The organism is Streptomyces sp. NPDC039423 (assembly GCF_055598725.1).
On record NZ_JBVKAH010000002.1, the window covers coordinates 314,300 to 327,486 of the forward strand.

The window sequence follows — 13,187 nt, forward strand, 5'->3', positions numbered from 1 at the left end:
AGGAGGCCCCCGACCGGCGGCGGCGATACTGGCTCCATGAAGCTCAGCCGCTCCGCCTCCTGGTTCCTGCTCGCCTTCGGGGTGTGGAGCTGGTTCATCTGGATCACTTTCGTCAAGAATCTCTGGAACGACGGGAGCGGTCTCGCCTTCGACGACGCGGGCGACCCGACGGCCTACTTCTGGGTTCATTTGCTGCTCGCCCTCACGTCCTTTGTTCTGGGGACGGTCGTGGGCGTCATCGGGTTGCGTGGCGTCCGCGCCTCGCGCCGTGATCCGCGCGCCGAATAGGAGGTGGGGGGCCCGTGTTGCTCGTCCTGCTGGTGCTCGTCGGGGTCCTCGGCCTGCTGGCGGTGGTGCACTGGTACGTCTGGCGGCGCCTGGTGCGCGATGTGACCCTGCCGGGGAGCAGGGCGCGGCGACTGGGCACGATCGCCCTGGTCGTCCTGCCGCTGCTGTCGGTGGCCGCGCTGACGGCGGGCCGCGCGGGCGCGCCGTTCCCGCTCCAGCAGGCGGTGTCCTGGCCGGGCTTCCTGTGGCTGGCGCTGCTGCTGTACGTGGTGCTCGCGCTGGCGGTGGGTGAGGCCGTACGCCCCCTGCTGCACCGGGCCCTGGACCGCCGGGCGCCCGCCGCCCCGGACACGCCCGTCCCCGTCCCCGCCGCCACGGCCCCCGCACCGCCCGCGTCCGGTCCGGTGCCGCCCGCCGGCGACGCCCCCGCACCGCCCCCGGCCGCGCCCACGGCCCCGGCCGTCACCCGGCGGCTGCTCGTCTCGCGCGTGGTCGGCGGGGCCGCCGCCGCGGCGGCCGCCGGGACCGTCGGGTACGGGACGTACGGCGTCCTGCGGGGGCCGCGCGTCAAGCGGGTGACCGTGCCGCTGGCCAAGCTGCCCCGGGCGGCGCACGGGTACCGGATCGCGGTGGTGAGCGACGTCCACCTCGGGCCCGTCCTGGGCCGCGCCCACACCCAGCGCGTGGTCGACGCCGTCAACGCCACCCAGCCGGACCTGATCGCCGTCGTGGGCGACCTGGTCGACGGGGACGTCGAGGACCTCGGCCCGGCCGCCGAGCCGCTCGCCCGCCTCCGGGCCCGGGACGGCTCGTTCTTCGTGACCGGCAACCACGAGTACTTCTCCGGCGCCCAGCAGTGGGTGGACCACGTCCGCGAACTCGGGCTGCGCCCGCTGCGCAACGAGCGGGTCGAGAAGGCCGGGTTCGACCTCGCCGGGGTCAACGACGTCGCCGGGGAGAACTACGGCGACGGACCGGACTTCACCGCCGCCCTCGGCGACCGCGACCGGTCGCGCGCCGCCGTCCTGCTCGCCCACCAGCCCGTCGTCATCCACGACGCGGTGGAGCACGGGGTGGACCTCCAGCTCTCCGGCCACACCCACGGCGGCCAGCTCTGGCCCGGCAACTACCTCGCCGAGCTCGCCAACCCCACCGTCGCCGGGCTGGAACGGTACGGCGACACCCAGCTCTACGTGTCCCGGGGCGCGGGCGCCTGGGGTCCGCCCGTCCGGGTCGGCGCGCCGTCTGACATCACGGTCGTGGAACTGGCGTCGAAGCGGGCGTAGCCGCCGCGGAGGTCGTGTCCGTAAAGTCTCGCCTGGCCCGCGGTGTCCTGCACGCGCGCTCGCGGCGTTGTCGTCGGTCGCCGATGCTCCGCATCGACTCTCTCCTCCGCCTTGCGATCGCACGCACCGGACACCGCGGCCCCCGCCCTCCGGGCGGACCCCGATACTTTCCGGACACTCCCTAGGGCGAGACCTTGATCGCGCCCACCGGGCACGCCCGGGCCGCCTCGCGGGCCAGGGGGCTGCCGGCGCCGTCCTCCCTGCCCGGCAGCAGTTCGCCGAAGCCGTCGTCGTCCTGGGTGAACACGCCGGGCGCGGTCAGGGCACACTGCCCGGCACCGATGCAGAGGGCCCTGTCGATCAGAATGTCCATGCGTCCTGTCCTCACCATGTGACGGGGAGTTCGATCATCCCCTGGATCGTGTCCCCCGGCTTGAAGGGGATCTCCCCGGCCGGGGCCGCCAGCCGCAGTCCCGGCAGCCGGGCGAACAGCGTCCCCAGCGCGATCTCCATCTCGGCCCGTGCCAGGTTCTGCCCCAGGCACTGGTGGATGCCGAAGCCGAACGCCACGTGGTGGCGGGCCGACCGGTGCCAGTCCAGGGTGTCGGGGTCGTCGTACGCGGAGGTGTCCCGGTTGATGACGGACGTCGAGAAGACGACGCCCTCGTCCGCACGGATGGTCACCCCCGCCACCTCGATGTCCTCCGTCGCCACCCGCAGCATCCCGTCCGCGATCGACAGGAACCGCAGCAGCTCCTCCACGGCGGCCGGCATCAGCGCCGGGTCCGCCCTCAGCTCGGCCAGCTGTTCCGGGTGCCGGAGCAGCGTGAACGTACCGAGCGAGATCATGTTGGCCGTGGTCTCGTGACCGGCGACGAGCAGGATCGTGGCCAGCTCCACCAGCAGTTGCTTGTCGAGGTGGCCGTGGGCGAGCTGCTGGGCGACGAGGTCGTCGAGGACACCGTTCCCGGGTTTGTCGCGTTTCCGCTCAACCAGGTCGCCGAGGTAGCCCTCCAGTTGGTCGCGGGCGTCCTCGGTGTCCGCCCCGGTGGGGCCGCGCAGCAGCCGGCGCGATTGCGACTCGAAGAACTCGTGGTCGGCGTAGGGCACCCCCAGCAGGTCGCAGATCACGATGGAGGGCACCGGCAGGGCGAAGGCCGACACCAGCTCGGCCGGCGGTCCCTGCGCCACCATGGCGTCGACCAGGTCGTCCACGGTCCGCTGGATGCGCGGACGTAGGGCGGCCGTGCGCTTGAGCGTGAAGCTGGGGATCAGCATCCGCCGCTGGAGGTTGTGCTCCGGGTCGTCCACCCCCAGCAGGGCCGCCCGGCGGCGGCTGCGCACGGCCGCGAAGCGTTCCGTGGGGATGGGGAAGGACTCGTGCGTCGAGTCGGTGGACAGCCGCTGGTCGGACAGCAGTGCCCGGGCGGCGGCGTGCCCGGTGACGACCCAGACCGAGCGGCCGTCGTAGAGCGTGATCCGGGACAGCGGCCGCGCCTCGCGCAGCGGTGCGTAGGCGGTGGGCGGGTGGTAGGGACACGTGCGGTCCTGGGGGAACGCCACGGCTTCCGTCATGGGGGCCTCGCAAGCGAAGAGTCGGATGGCCGATCCCCACTACATGCCTCAGGCATCCATCCGGTCTACACCTAGTTCGGCCAAACCACCGGTACGGGCGACGGACAGCCCGAAGGGCCCGTTCCCCGGGGGGAACGGGCCCTTCGGCGGCGTGCCGGGAGGCTCAGAAGCGGCGCGTGATCAGCGCGCGCTTCACTTCCTGGATCGCCTTGGTGACCTCGATACCGCGCGGGCAGGCGTCCGTGCAGTTGAACGTGGTGCGGCAGCGCCACACCCCGTCCTTGTCGTTGAGGATCTCCAGCCGCTGCTCGCCGGCCTCGTCGCGCGAGTCGAAGATGAAGCGGTGGGCGTTGACGATCGCGGCCGGACCGAAGTACTGGCCGTCGTTCCAGAACACCGGGCAGGACGACGTGCACGCGGCGCACAGGATGCACTTGGTGGTGTCGTCGAACCGCTCGCGGTCCTCCGCGGACTGGAGCCGCTCACGCGTCGGCTCGTTGCCCTTGGTGACGAGGAAGGGCATCACGTCGCGGTACGCCTGGAAGAACGGCTCCATGTCCACGACCAGGTCCTTGAGGACCGTCAGGCCCTTTATGGCCTCGACCGTGATGGGCTTCTCCGGGTTGATGTCCTTGATCAGCGTCTTGCAGGCGAGCCTGTTCTTGCCGTTGATCCGCATCGCGTCGGAGCCGCAGATGCCGTGCGCGCAGGACCGCCGGAAGGTCAGCGAGCCGTCGACGTCCCACTTGATCTTGTGGAGACCGTCGAGCACACGCTCCTTCGGGTCGATCTCGATCTGGAAGTCCTGCCACTGCGCCTCGTCCGAGACCTCCGGGTTGAACCGGCGGATCCGGAAGGTGACCGTGATGTACGGGGAGGCGGCGGAGTCCGCCTCGACCTTGTCCAGTACAGGGGTAGCCATCAGTACTTACGCTCCATCGGCTGGTAGCGGGTCTGGACGACGGGCTTGTAGTCGAGACGCACGGTCTCGGAGCCGTCGGCGCCGACCTCGCGGTACGCCATGGTGTGGCGCATGAAGTTGACGTCGTCGCGGTTCGGGTAGTCCTCGCGGTAGTGACCGCCGCGGGACTCCTTGCGGGCGAGCGCCGAGACGGCCATGACCTCGGCCAGGTCGAGCAGGTTGCCCAGCTCGATGGCCTCCAGCAGGTCCGTGTTGAACCGCTTGCCCTTGTCCTGGATGGACACGTTCTTGTACCGCTCGCGCAGCTCGGCGATCTTCTCGACCGCCGTCTTGATCGTCTGCTCGGTGCGGAACACCATCACGTTGGCGTCCATCGTCTCCTGGAGCTCCTTGCGCAGCACCGAGACCCGCTCGCTGCCGGTGGAGTTGCGCAGGCGCTCGACCTGCTCCTTGACGAAGGAGGCCGGGTCCTCCGGCAGGTCGACGTAGTCGGCCTTGGCGGAGTACTCGGCGGCGGCGATGCCCGCGCGCTTGCCGAAGACGTTGATGTCGAGCAGCGAGTTGGTGCCCAGGCGGTTGGCGCCGTGCACCGACACGCACGCGACCTCGCCGGCCGCGTACAGACCCGGCACGACGGTGGTGTTGTCCGACAGGACCTCACCCTCGACGTTGGTCGGGATGCCGCCCATGGCGTAGTGCGCGGTGGGCTGGATCGGGATCGGGTCCGTGTAGGGCTCGATGCCGAGGTACGTCCGCGCGAACTCGGTGATGTCCGGGAGCTTGGCGTCGAGCTGCTCCGGCGGCAGGTGGGTCAGGTCCAGGTAGACGTGGTCGCCCTCGGGGCCGCAGCCGCGGCCCTCGCGGATCTCCGTGTAGATGGAGCGCGACACGACGTCACGCGACGCCAGGTCCTTCATGACGGGCGCGTACTTCTCCATGAAGCGCTCGCCGTCCTTGTTGCGGAGGATGCCGCCCTCACCGCGGGCGCCCTCCGTCAGCAGGATGCCCATGCGCCAGATGCCCGTCGGGTGGAACTGGAAGAACTCCATGTCCTCCAGCGGCAGACCGCGCCGGTAGCAGGCGGCCTGGCCGTCACCGGTCAGGGTGTGCGCGTTGGAGGTCACCTTGAAGAACTTGCCGGTGCCGCCGGACGCGTAGATCACGGCCTTGGCCTGGAAGACGTGGATCTCGCCGGTGGCCAGCTCGTAGGCGACCACACCGGCGGACTTCTTGACGCCGTCGACCTCGGTGATGAGCTGGTCCAGGACGTAGAACTCGTTGAAGAACTCCACGCCCTCCTTGACGCAGTTCTGGTACAGCGTCTGGAGGATCATGTGACCGGTGCGGTCCGCGGCGTAGCAGGACCGGCGGACCGGGGCCTCGCCGTGGTTGCGGGAGTGGCCGCCGAAGCGGCGCTGGTCGATGGTGCCGTCCGGGGTCCGGTTGAACGGCAGGCCCATCTTCTCCAGGTCGAGGACGGCGTCGATGGCCTCCTTCGCCAGGATCTCGGCGGCGTCCTGGTCGACCAGGTAGTCACCGCCCTTGACCGTGTCGAAGGTGTGCCACTCCCAGTTGTCCTCCTCCACGTTCGCCAGCGCGGCGGCCATGCCGCCCTGCGCGGCGCCCGTGTGGGAGCGGGTGGGGTAGAGCTTCGTCAGCACGGCGGTACGGCTGCGCTTCGTCGCCTCGATGGCGGCGCGCATGCCCGCGCCGCCGGCGCCGACGATGACGGTGTCGTACTTGTGGATCTTCATGCGGATTTCCTCAGCCCCGTGCCTAGCGGATGTTCGGGTCGAAGGTGAAGATCACCAGCGTGCCCAGAAGGATGGTGAACACCGTGGCGGTGTACAGCAGGCCCTTGAGCCACAGGCGCGTGTTCGGGCGCTCGGCGTAGTCGTTGATCACGGTACGCAGGCCGTTGGCGCCGTGCAGCATCGCCAGCCACAGCATCAGCAGGTCCCAGACCTGCCAGAACGGGGACGCCCACCGGCCCGCCACGAAGGCGAAGCCGATCTTGGAGACGCCGCCGTCCAGCACGAGCTGGATGAGCAGGTGGCCGATGACGAGGACGACCAGCACGATGCCGGACAGGCGCATGAAGAGCCACGCGGCCATCTCGAAGTTGCCGCGGGTCGACTTCGGGGTCTTCCCCGTCCGCTTGCGGGGCGGCTCGATGTACGGAGCCGGGTTGTCGACGTCGTACAGGCTCGCGCCCTCGACCGGGCCGACGGCGGACTTGGTGAGGTCAGTGGACATCTCGGACATCAGCTCCCGAACACTTCGCGTACGGCGTGGCCGAGGACGGGGTAGAGAGCGCCCACCATCAGGACGAACCAGATGGCCATCACGGACCAGAGCATCTGCTTCTGGTAGCGCGGGCCCTTGGACCAGAAGTCCACGGCGATCACACGAAGGCCGTTGAGCGCGTGGAAGAGGATGGCGGCCACGAGGCCGTACTCCAGCAGCGCGACGATCGGCGTCTTGTAGGTGGCGACGACCTCGTCGTAGGCCTCGGGAGAGACGCGGACGAGAGCGGTGTCCAGCACGTGTACGAACAGGAAGAAGAAGATGAGGACGCCGGTGACTCGATGAGCCACCCACGACCACATGCCTTCCCGGCCGCGGTACAGCGTTCCAGCCGGCACGGAAAAACCCTCCGGGAGCGGGGATCAGGGTCGGCCGGCTTCGATGTCGGTCTGACCCGGCCGGGTACGGTCCACCGGCCCCGGTCATCGTAGCGACGACTTGTCGGATCCCTCGCGCGGGGTCCTCAGGTGTGATCAAACAGGCACGGACGGGCTACCCGGGGGGTCGGCCCGTCCGATCAGACGGGACAAACGGGCACGAGCCAGACGGCGCAGCTCGTCGGCGGCGATCGCGCGCTCCTTCTCCGGGGGGTGGCTCATCCGGGTGTGGATGGCCGACAGCGCATGGTTGAGCTGCTCCTCGGGCCGGTGGCCGTCCAGGCAGATCACGAACGCGTGGTGGAAGCGGCTCTCGTACTCCGTGTGCGCGGCCTCCCACGCGGTGAGCGCGGCCGAGGGGGTGCCGGGCGGCAGGCCCGCCGACGTCTCGTCGGCCAGCGCCTCGTCCAGATCGGCGCCGGCCAGGTCGTACCCCGCCTCGTCGGCGGCGGCGAGCAGGGCGTCCAGCGTCGGGTAGGGGCGGTGGGCGGCGATCGTCCGCGCCCAGTGGCGGCTGCCGCAGCAGGCCAGCAGCGCTGCCTCGGCGGCACCGGCGGGCGCCGCGTTGAACAGCGCCAGGCTCTCCGGGGCGTGGCCCCCGTGCCCCTGGGCAGGTATGGCCCGGGCGTGTCGCGGACGGGCCCCGGCCGTGCCGGCGGGAGCCGCGCCGGGCATCCCGGCCCTCGCCGGGAGGGCGGGCGGTCGCTTCGGGGCACCTGCGGTGGGATCGCCGGCCATCGTGGGCTCCTCGACAAGGGCAGCGGGAGATGTGCGGATGGTGTGAGGGAAGGGGCACAACATTACCCAGGGTGAGCGTGTGCCGTACGGGAGATGCGAGAAGTTCACTCGGAAGGGAGAGTTTCCGTACAGCCATGGACACCCATGGACGGAGGTAAGCGCGTGAACCGGCACTGCACAGGGGGACTCGTCGCGGCCGTGGCCCTCGCCCTCACGGTCGCGGGCTGCGGAGGGGACGCCGGCGGCGACCCGGGCACGGCGGCGCCCGGCACCGCCACCACCCCCGCGACCACGGCACCGACCCCCGAGGCATCGACCACGCCGTCGCCCACGCCATCACCCACACGGACGTATCCGGTCTCCACGTGGCCCCGCACCATCCCCTCCGTACGCGACCACGAACCCGCCCGCGGACCCGGCTGGCGCCCCGGCCGGGGCAGCGCGGTCGTCGTCGCCAAGGGCAGCGGCGCCCTCGCGGACGAGGCCGGGCTCCTCGCCGGCGAGCTGGGGACCGCCTACCGCGGCGAGGCGCCGGCCCGCCCGGGCGACATCGAGCTGGCCCTGAACACCGGGCAGGCCGGCGGCCCCGAGTCGTACACCCTCACCACCCGCGGCGGACGGGTCCGGATATCCGGCCCCGACGAGGCCGGCGTCTTCTACGGCACCCGCACCGTCAAACAGGCCCTCCGCTCCGGCGGGATTGTGCCGGAGGGCGTCGTCCGCGACCGGCCCGGCAAGCCGCAGCGCGGCCTGAACCTCGACATCGCCCGCAAGCACTTCAGCGCGGCCTGGATCGAGGACCGGCTGCGCGACATGGCCGACCTCAAGCTCAACCAGCTCGGCCTGCACTTCTCCGACGACCAGGCCTTCCGCATCCAGTCCGCCTCGCACCCCGAGGTCGTCTCCCGCGAGCACCTGACCAAGGCCGAGGTCCGCCGCATCCTGGCCCTCGCCGCCCGGCTGCACATCACCGTCGTCCCCGAGATCGACTCGCCCGGGCACCTCGGCGCCGTCCTGCGGGCGCACCCCGAGCTGCGGCTGCTCAACGTCCAGGGCACGCCCCGGCAGGGCGCCATCGACATCTCGCGGCCCGCGGCGGCACGGATCGTCGACGACCTGCTGCGCGAGTACGCCGCGCTGTTCCCCGGCCGGTGGTTCCACGTCGGCGCCGACGAGTACCAGGCGCTGACCGTGCGCGACCCGGCCGCCTCCTACCCGCAGCTCGCCCGGGCGGCCCGCGAGCGGTACGGGCCGGGCGCCGGCGTCGAGGACCTGGCGACCGGCTGGCTGAACGACCGCGCGGCCGTGGTGGGCGCGGCGGGCAAGAGGGCCAAGGCCTGGAACGACGGCTTCTTCGCCGGGGGCGTGGTGGACGCCGGCAAGGACATCGAAGTCGAGTACTGGACCGGCAAGGAGATCGGCGCGCGCGAACCCGTGCAGTACCTGCGCGAGGGCCGCCGGGTGGTGAACCTCAACGACGAGTACCTCTATTACGTGCTCGGCGAGCCGAACCAGTTCACGTACCCCACCGGCCGCCGCATCTACCAGGAGTGGACGCCGCTGGTGCTGCGCGGCTCCTCGGCGGTGCCCGCCCGGTACGCGGACCAGATCCTCGGCGGCCGGTTCGCCGTCTGGTGCGACCTGGCCGGCGCGCAGACCCCCGCCCAGGTGGCCGCCGGCATCCGGATGCCCCTGCGGGCGACGGCCCAGAAGCTCTGGGACCCGGCCAAGCCCCGGCTGACCTGGGACGACTTCCGCGCACTGGCGAACCGGCTGGGCGGCGGCTGAGGTACGGTGCGCGGGCGGCCGAGGCCGGCCGCGCACCTGACGCCCCGGGGGAGGGGCGTCCGTCGTCCGGGGGGGGCAATCGGTCCATGTCGTGCGTGCACTGCGGAACCCATGCGGTTCCGACCGAGGAAGGCCGCTGCGGCGACTGCGCCGCGACGGCGCCCGGCGCGGCGCCCCGGCCGGCGCCGGCGGCCGGTTCCGTACCGCCGGTGAGCCCCGCGCCGGTGCCGGCCGGCGGCGGCGGTCCCCTCCTCCGGTCGCCCGTGGGGCTCGGGCACGCCGTCGTCACCCTGCTGTGCGCCGTGATCGCCGCGGACCTGTTCGCGGTGTTCGCCGACCTCCGTCTGTACGGGTTCATGAGCGACGTGGCGGCGGGCGGGTGGGACGGCGCGGAGGCCCGGGCCGAGCGGGCCGACCTGCTGATGACCACGGCCGGACGGGCCCAGGTGCTGACGCTGGTCGCCACCGCCGTCGTCTTCGTCGTGTGGCTCCACCGGGTACGGGTGAACGCCGCCGTGCTCGCCCCCGGCATCCCGACCAGCGGCGCGGGCTGGGCGATCGGAGGCTGGTTCGTCCCGGTGGTCAACCTCTGGATGCCGCGCCGGATCGTCCGCGAGAGCTGGCGGGCGAGCGGGCGCGCCCCGTACGGCGTCCATGCGGATGAGGAGCCGGCCACCGTGGTGAACGTGTGGTGGGCGCTGTGGCTCCTGACGGTCTTCGTCGGGCGGGCGGCCGCGATGGCGTACGACAAGGCGGACTCGCCCGAGCGGCTCGTGGCCGCCGCGCGGCTGATGGTGGCCGCCGACTCCCTGAGCGTCGCGGCGGCCGTGTGCGCCGTCCTCGTCGTCCGCCGGCTGACGGCGATGCAGCACACCAAGGCGCTGGGCGCGCCCGTGCCCGTCGTCGCCCAACCGATGGGTTCCCGCCACACGGAGTGACGAATTCCGGCCAGGCGGCGCAGTAAGGGGAGTACCGCGTCCGCGACGGGAGACGTCCATGAGTCAGAGCGCGCAGGAACTGATCGCCCGGGCAGGCGAACGGGGGCTGGCCGCCGCCGCGCTCGCCTGCCTCGACCGCTGCCTCCCCCTGCTCGGCCCCGCGCCCGACGACCTGCTGCGCCCGCTGTGGGGCAGCGTGGCCGAGGGCGGGGCGGGCTGGACCGGCCGGCTGGAGGAGGTCCGCGCCGCGGTGGCCGCCGACGCAGGCGGGGACGCCGCCGCACCCGTACGCGCCATGCTGGCCGCCGCCCCGGCCGCCTGGGAGGCGGCGGCGCTGCGCGTCTGGGCCGGCTCCTGCTCGGGCGCCGCGCTGGAGCTGCACCGGCGGCTCGGCGGCGGACCGCTGCTGGACGCCGAGGAACGGCGGCAGGTCCAGGTCCTGGAGCTCCTCGCGGACGCCCCGGCGGACGGCCGGCCCGTCGGCCTCCGCCCGGTGCTCGACGCCGCGGCCGAGGGCCGGCGGGTGCTGCGGGCCGTGGTCTCACGGCGCGAACGCGGCGCCTGACCGGGCGGACGCGGCGCGGCCGGCCGGATCCCGTTGTCACACCCGGCTGGTATCCATGGGCGCCATGAACACCGAACGGGCCGTACCGGCCGACCAGTCCGTACGCGCCGACCAGTCCGTACGCGCCGAGCGGCCCCCGCACGCCGAGCGGCCCGATCCGGCCGACCTCGCCCTCCTCCGCGCGGCCTTCGGCGCGGGCGACGGCGGCGCGCCGGCCCTGGGATGGGCGGCCGTGCACGCCTTCGAGGCGGAGCACGGGGTCGTCCTGCCCGAGCCGTACCGCACGTGCGTCGCCGAGGTGGCCGACGGCTCGCCCGCCGGGCCGCCGGACTACGGGATGACCGCGCTCGCCGAACTGCCCGCCTGCTGGGGCGACGACCGGCCCGAGCGTGACCTCTCCCGGCCCTTCCCGCTGACCGAGGCCTGGTCCTGGGAGGACGACGAACGGCCCGAGGAGGAGATCGAGCCGCTCGTCGACCGGGTCTTCGACCACGGCTCACTCGTCCTCGGGACGGACGGGTGCGGCATGTACTGGCACCTCGTCGTCACCGGACCCGGACGCGGGAGTGTCTGGCACATCAGCGGCGAGGGCGCGGTCCCCTTCGCCGCGCGGCCCGCCGCACAGCCCTCCACGGCGGAACCCGCCACGGCGGAGCCCCGTCACGCCCCCGGACCGGCCGGCGGGGGGTTCGCCGCGTGGGTGGCCCACTGGGCCGCGGGCAGACCGTGGTTCGACGGGGAATGACACCCGGAACGCGACAGCAGGGCAACCCTGTGGGGGAGTTGTGAGTCTCCTGAACGGTCACGCAGTGATCGGACCTACGAGGAGACCATCATCACCGCCATACGCAAGACCCTCACCGCCACCGCAGTCGTCGGCGCCGTCCTGGCGGGCTCGGCCGCCTGCGGCACGGTGGAGCAGCTCTCCGCCGGGAAGAAGCTGGACCAGGCCTTCGAGAAGCTGGGCAAGGAGAAGTCGCTCTCCTTCGAGCTGGACCTGGACGTCGACGCCAAGACCCTCAAGCAGCTGGACGCCGAGTCCGACCCGGAGCCCGGCGAGGAGATTCCCGACGAGGCCGCCGAGCTGATCAGCGGCGCGAAGATCAGCGTCACGGTGGAGTCGAAGAAGCCGATCGACGAGTCCGAGGAGAAGGACCTCGTCGGTATGGCCATGAAGGTCAGCAACCCCGACGGCGACCTCGTCGAGTACCGGGTCGTCGGCGACTACACCTACATCCGGTCCGACGTCGAAGCCCTCAGCAAGGCGATGGCCTTCCCGATGCCGCCCGCCGACGAGCTGCCTCCGGAGGCCGCGGGCCTCAAGAAGGCGATGGAGGGCGAGTGGGTCAGGTTCAACACCGAGGAGATGGAGAAGGCCGGCCAGGAGATGGGCCAGGCGCCCGGCACCAAGCCGTCGCCCGAGCCTTCCCTGGACGCCAAGACCCAGAAGAAGCTCTTGGAGGCCGTGCGCGAGGTCATCGCCCGAGAGGTCGACTTCAAGACCGCCGGCGGCGAGGACGGCACCGAGCACATCACCGCCACGGCCCCGTTCCGGACGCTGATCACGGAGCTGCTCGGCGAGATCCGTCCGCTCGCGAAGGACCTGCCGCCCGGCATGGAGCTGCCGTCGGACAGCGACCTGAAGGACGCCCCCGACACCAAGGTCTCGGCCGACTTCACGCTCAAGAACGGTGAGCTGACCGAGGTGTACGTCGACCTCGCCAAGCTGGCCGAGAACGCCAAGGTCAAGAAGTTCGGCCTGGTGCTGAAGATGGGCGGGGGCACCAAGCCCACGGCCCCGGCCGGAGCCACCGAGCTGGACCTGGAGGAGCTCCTCGGCGGCTTCGCCGGCGCCATGATGCAGGACGAGGAATTCGCCGAGAGCGACCTCTCCGAAGAGGGCCTCGAAGAGGGTCTCCCCGAGGACGCCGCCTAGGGAGGTGTTCCGACCGCGCTCGACGGGGGACTCGTCGCCACAGGTGGTGCAGAGCCCCGGAGCGGCGGGAGGTCGGCGGCGATGGCGCAGGGGCGGCGAGTGGATCCCGTGCAGATCCTCGTCCGGGTGGGCGACACCGACCCGGACGCCGGCGGCAACGAGGAGGCCTACCAGGAGTGGGTGTTCCTGGCCCGCGAGGCCGGGTGGGACGTGACGGAGAGCCCGGGCTTCCGGGAGCCGGCGGCGGGCGGTACGGAGTGCGGGCTGGTCGAGATCGAGGGGCTCGTCTACCGCGTCCACTACGGCCCGCGGGCCCGCCTGGACGTGGCGGACGGCGAGACGGTCCTCGCGTACGCCGCCTGGGCCGAGCCCGTCCGGTGACCACGGCGCCCGGAGCACCGGGCGGTGGGCACCCCCGGGCGGGACACCGGAATCGACCGGCGGGCCCGGCGGCCGCCGTGCGAAAC

15 protein-coding genes are annotated in these 13,187 nt (G+C 72.2%); 8 read left to right on the forward strand and 7 right to left on the reverse strand.

Annotation, left to right across the window (positions count from 1 at the left end):
* Nucleotides 1-36: 36 nt before the first annotated feature.
* Both ACZ7LK_RS07420 and ACZ7LK_RS07425 read left to right on the forward strand, forming a co-directional pair.
* Nucleotides 37-288, forward strand: coding sequence for an SCO4848 family membrane protein (locus ACZ7LK_RS07420; RefSeq protein ID WP_392272412.1), 252 nt, complete (start codon nt 37-39; stop codon nt 286-288).
* 14 nt (nt 289-302) lie between these two features.
* Nucleotides 303-1,574 (forward strand): metallophosphoesterase, encoded by a 1,272-nt coding sequence (locus ACZ7LK_RS07425; protein WP_392272411.1) that lies wholly within the window; start codon nt 303-305, stop codon nt 1,572-1,574.
* Between the two features lie 181 nt (nt 1,575-1,755).
* Here ACZ7LK_RS07425 and ACZ7LK_RS07430 read toward each other — a convergent pair whose 3' ends face one another.
* The 7 genes from ACZ7LK_RS07430 to ACZ7LK_RS07460 form a co-directional block, all read right to left on the reverse strand.
* Nucleotides 1,756-1,947 carry a ferredoxin gene (locus ACZ7LK_RS07430; RefSeq protein ID WP_392272410.1) on the reverse strand — a complete coding sequence of 64 codons (192 nt, stop codon included), beginning with the start codon at nt 1,945-1,947 and terminating at the stop codon, nt 1,756-1,758.
* 11 nt (nt 1,948-1,958) lie between these two features.
* Complete coding sequence (locus ACZ7LK_RS07435) at nt 1,959-3,149, reverse strand: cytochrome P450 (RefSeq protein ID WP_392272409.1); 1,191 nt, start codon at nt 3,147-3,149, stop codon at nt 1,959-1,961.
* A gap of 163 nt (nt 3,150-3,312) precedes the next feature.
* Nucleotides 3,313-4,071 carry a succinate dehydrogenase iron-sulfur subunit gene (locus ACZ7LK_RS07440; RefSeq protein WP_392272408.1) on the reverse strand — a complete coding sequence of 253 codons (759 nt, stop codon included), beginning with the start codon at nt 4,069-4,071 and terminating at the stop codon, nt 3,313-3,315.
* Nucleotides 4,071-5,825, reverse strand: a complete 1,755-nt coding sequence (sdhA, locus tag ACZ7LK_RS07445; RefSeq protein WP_469465034.1) for a succinate dehydrogenase flavoprotein subunit — start codon at nt 5,823-5,825, stop codon at nt 4,071-4,073. The genes ACZ7LK_RS07440 and sdhA overlap by 1 nt, the downstream gene beginning before the upstream one ends.
* 22 nt (nt 5,826-5,847) lie before the next feature.
* Nucleotides 5,848-6,327, reverse strand: a complete 480-nt coding sequence (locus ACZ7LK_RS07450; RefSeq protein WP_392272406.1) for a succinate dehydrogenase hydrophobic membrane anchor subunit — start codon at nt 6,325-6,327, stop codon at nt 5,848-5,850.
* An 8-nt stretch (nt 6,328-6,335) separates the two neighbouring features.
* Nucleotides 6,336-6,716 (reverse strand): succinate dehydrogenase, cytochrome b556 subunit, encoded by a 381-nt coding sequence (gene sdhC / locus ACZ7LK_RS07455; RefSeq protein WP_005313117.1) that lies wholly within the window; start codon nt 6,714-6,716, stop codon nt 6,336-6,338.
* Between the two features lie 135 nt (nt 6,717-6,851).
* Complete coding sequence (locus ACZ7LK_RS07460; RefSeq protein WP_392272405.1) at nt 6,852-7,493, reverse strand: 2-oxo-4-hydroxy-4-carboxy-5-ureidoimidazoline decarboxylase; 642 nt, start codon at nt 7,491-7,493, stop codon at nt 6,852-6,854.
* A 144-nt stretch (nt 7,494-7,637) separates the two neighbouring features.
* Here ACZ7LK_RS07460 and ACZ7LK_RS07465 point away from each other — a divergent pair, with 144 nt between their 5' ends.
* The 6 genes from ACZ7LK_RS07465 to ACZ7LK_RS07490 all read left to right on the forward strand — a co-directional run bounded on the left by ACZ7LK_RS07465 (nt 7,638) and on the right by ACZ7LK_RS07490 (nt 13,101).
* On the forward strand, nt 7,638-9,281 hold the full coding sequence (locus ACZ7LK_RS07465; protein WP_392272404.1) for a beta-N-acetylhexosaminidase: 1,644 nt from the start codon (nt 7,638-7,640) through the stop codon (nt 9,279-9,281).
* Nucleotides 9,282-9,490: 209 nt separating this feature from the next.
* Nucleotides 9,491-10,219 carry a DUF4328 domain-containing protein gene (locus ACZ7LK_RS07470; RefSeq protein ID WP_469465032.1) on the forward strand — a complete coding sequence of 243 codons (729 nt, stop codon included), beginning with the start codon at nt 9,491-9,493 and terminating at the stop codon, nt 10,217-10,219.
* A 58-nt stretch (nt 10,220-10,277) separates the two neighbouring features.
* Complete coding sequence (locus tag ACZ7LK_RS07475; protein ID WP_471138907.1) at nt 10,278-10,784, forward strand: hypothetical protein; 507 nt, start codon at nt 10,278-10,280, stop codon at nt 10,782-10,784.
* Between the two features lie 64 nt (nt 10,785-10,848).
* Nucleotides 10,849-11,529, forward strand: coding sequence for an SMI1/KNR4 family protein (locus ACZ7LK_RS07480; protein WP_471138910.1), 681 nt, complete (start codon nt 10,849-10,851; stop codon nt 11,527-11,529).
* Nucleotides 11,530-11,697: 168 nt separating this feature from the next.
* Complete coding sequence (locus ACZ7LK_RS07485; protein WP_471138913.1) at nt 11,698-12,720, forward strand: hypothetical protein; 1,023 nt, start codon at nt 11,698-11,700, stop codon at nt 12,718-12,720.
* A gap of 99 nt (nt 12,721-12,819) precedes the next feature.
* Nucleotides 12,820-13,101, forward strand: a complete 282-nt coding sequence (locus tag ACZ7LK_RS07490; protein WP_392272399.1) for a hypothetical protein — start codon at nt 12,820-12,822, stop codon at nt 13,099-13,101.
* Nucleotides 13,102-13,187: the final 86 nt, after the last annotated feature.

Coding starts and splice junctions, on each gene's coding strand:
- ACZ7LK_RS07420 (WP_392272412.1), top strand. CDS start 37: ATGAAGCTCAGCCGCTCCGCCTCCTGGTTCCTGCTCGCCTTCGGGGTG.
- ACZ7LK_RS07430 (WP_392272410.1), bottom strand. CDS start 1,947: ATGGACATTCTGATCGACAGGGCCCTCTGCATCGGTGCCGGGCAGTGT.
- ACZ7LK_RS07435 (WP_392272409.1), bottom strand. CDS start 3,149: ATGACGGAAGCCGTGGCGTTCCCCCAGGACCGCACGTGTCCCTACCAC.
- ACZ7LK_RS07440 (WP_392272408.1), bottom strand. CDS start 4,071: ATGGCTACCCCTGTACTGGACAAGGTCGAGGCGGACTCCGCCGCCTCC.
- sdhA (WP_469465034.1), bottom strand. CDS start 5,825: ATGAAGATCCACAAGTACGACACCGTCATCGTCGGCGCCGGCGGCGCG.
- ACZ7LK_RS07450 (WP_392272406.1), bottom strand. CDS start 6,327: ATGTCCACTGACCTCACCAAGTCCGCCGTCGGCCCGGTCGAGGGCGCG.
- ACZ7LK_RS07460 (WP_392272405.1), bottom strand. CDS start 7,493: ATGGCCGGCGATCCCACCGCAGGTGCCCCGAAGCGACCGCCCGCCCTC.
- ACZ7LK_RS07465 (WP_392272404.1), top strand. CDS start 7,638: ATGGACGGAGGTAAGCGCGTGAACCGGCACTGCACAGGGGGACTCGTC.
- ACZ7LK_RS07475 (WP_471138907.1), top strand. CDS start 10,278: ATGAGTCAGAGCGCGCAGGAACTGATCGCCCGGGCAGGCGAACGGGGG.
- ACZ7LK_RS07480 (WP_471138910.1), top strand. CDS start 10,849: ATGAACACCGAACGGGCCGTACCGGCCGACCAGTCCGTACGCGCCGAC.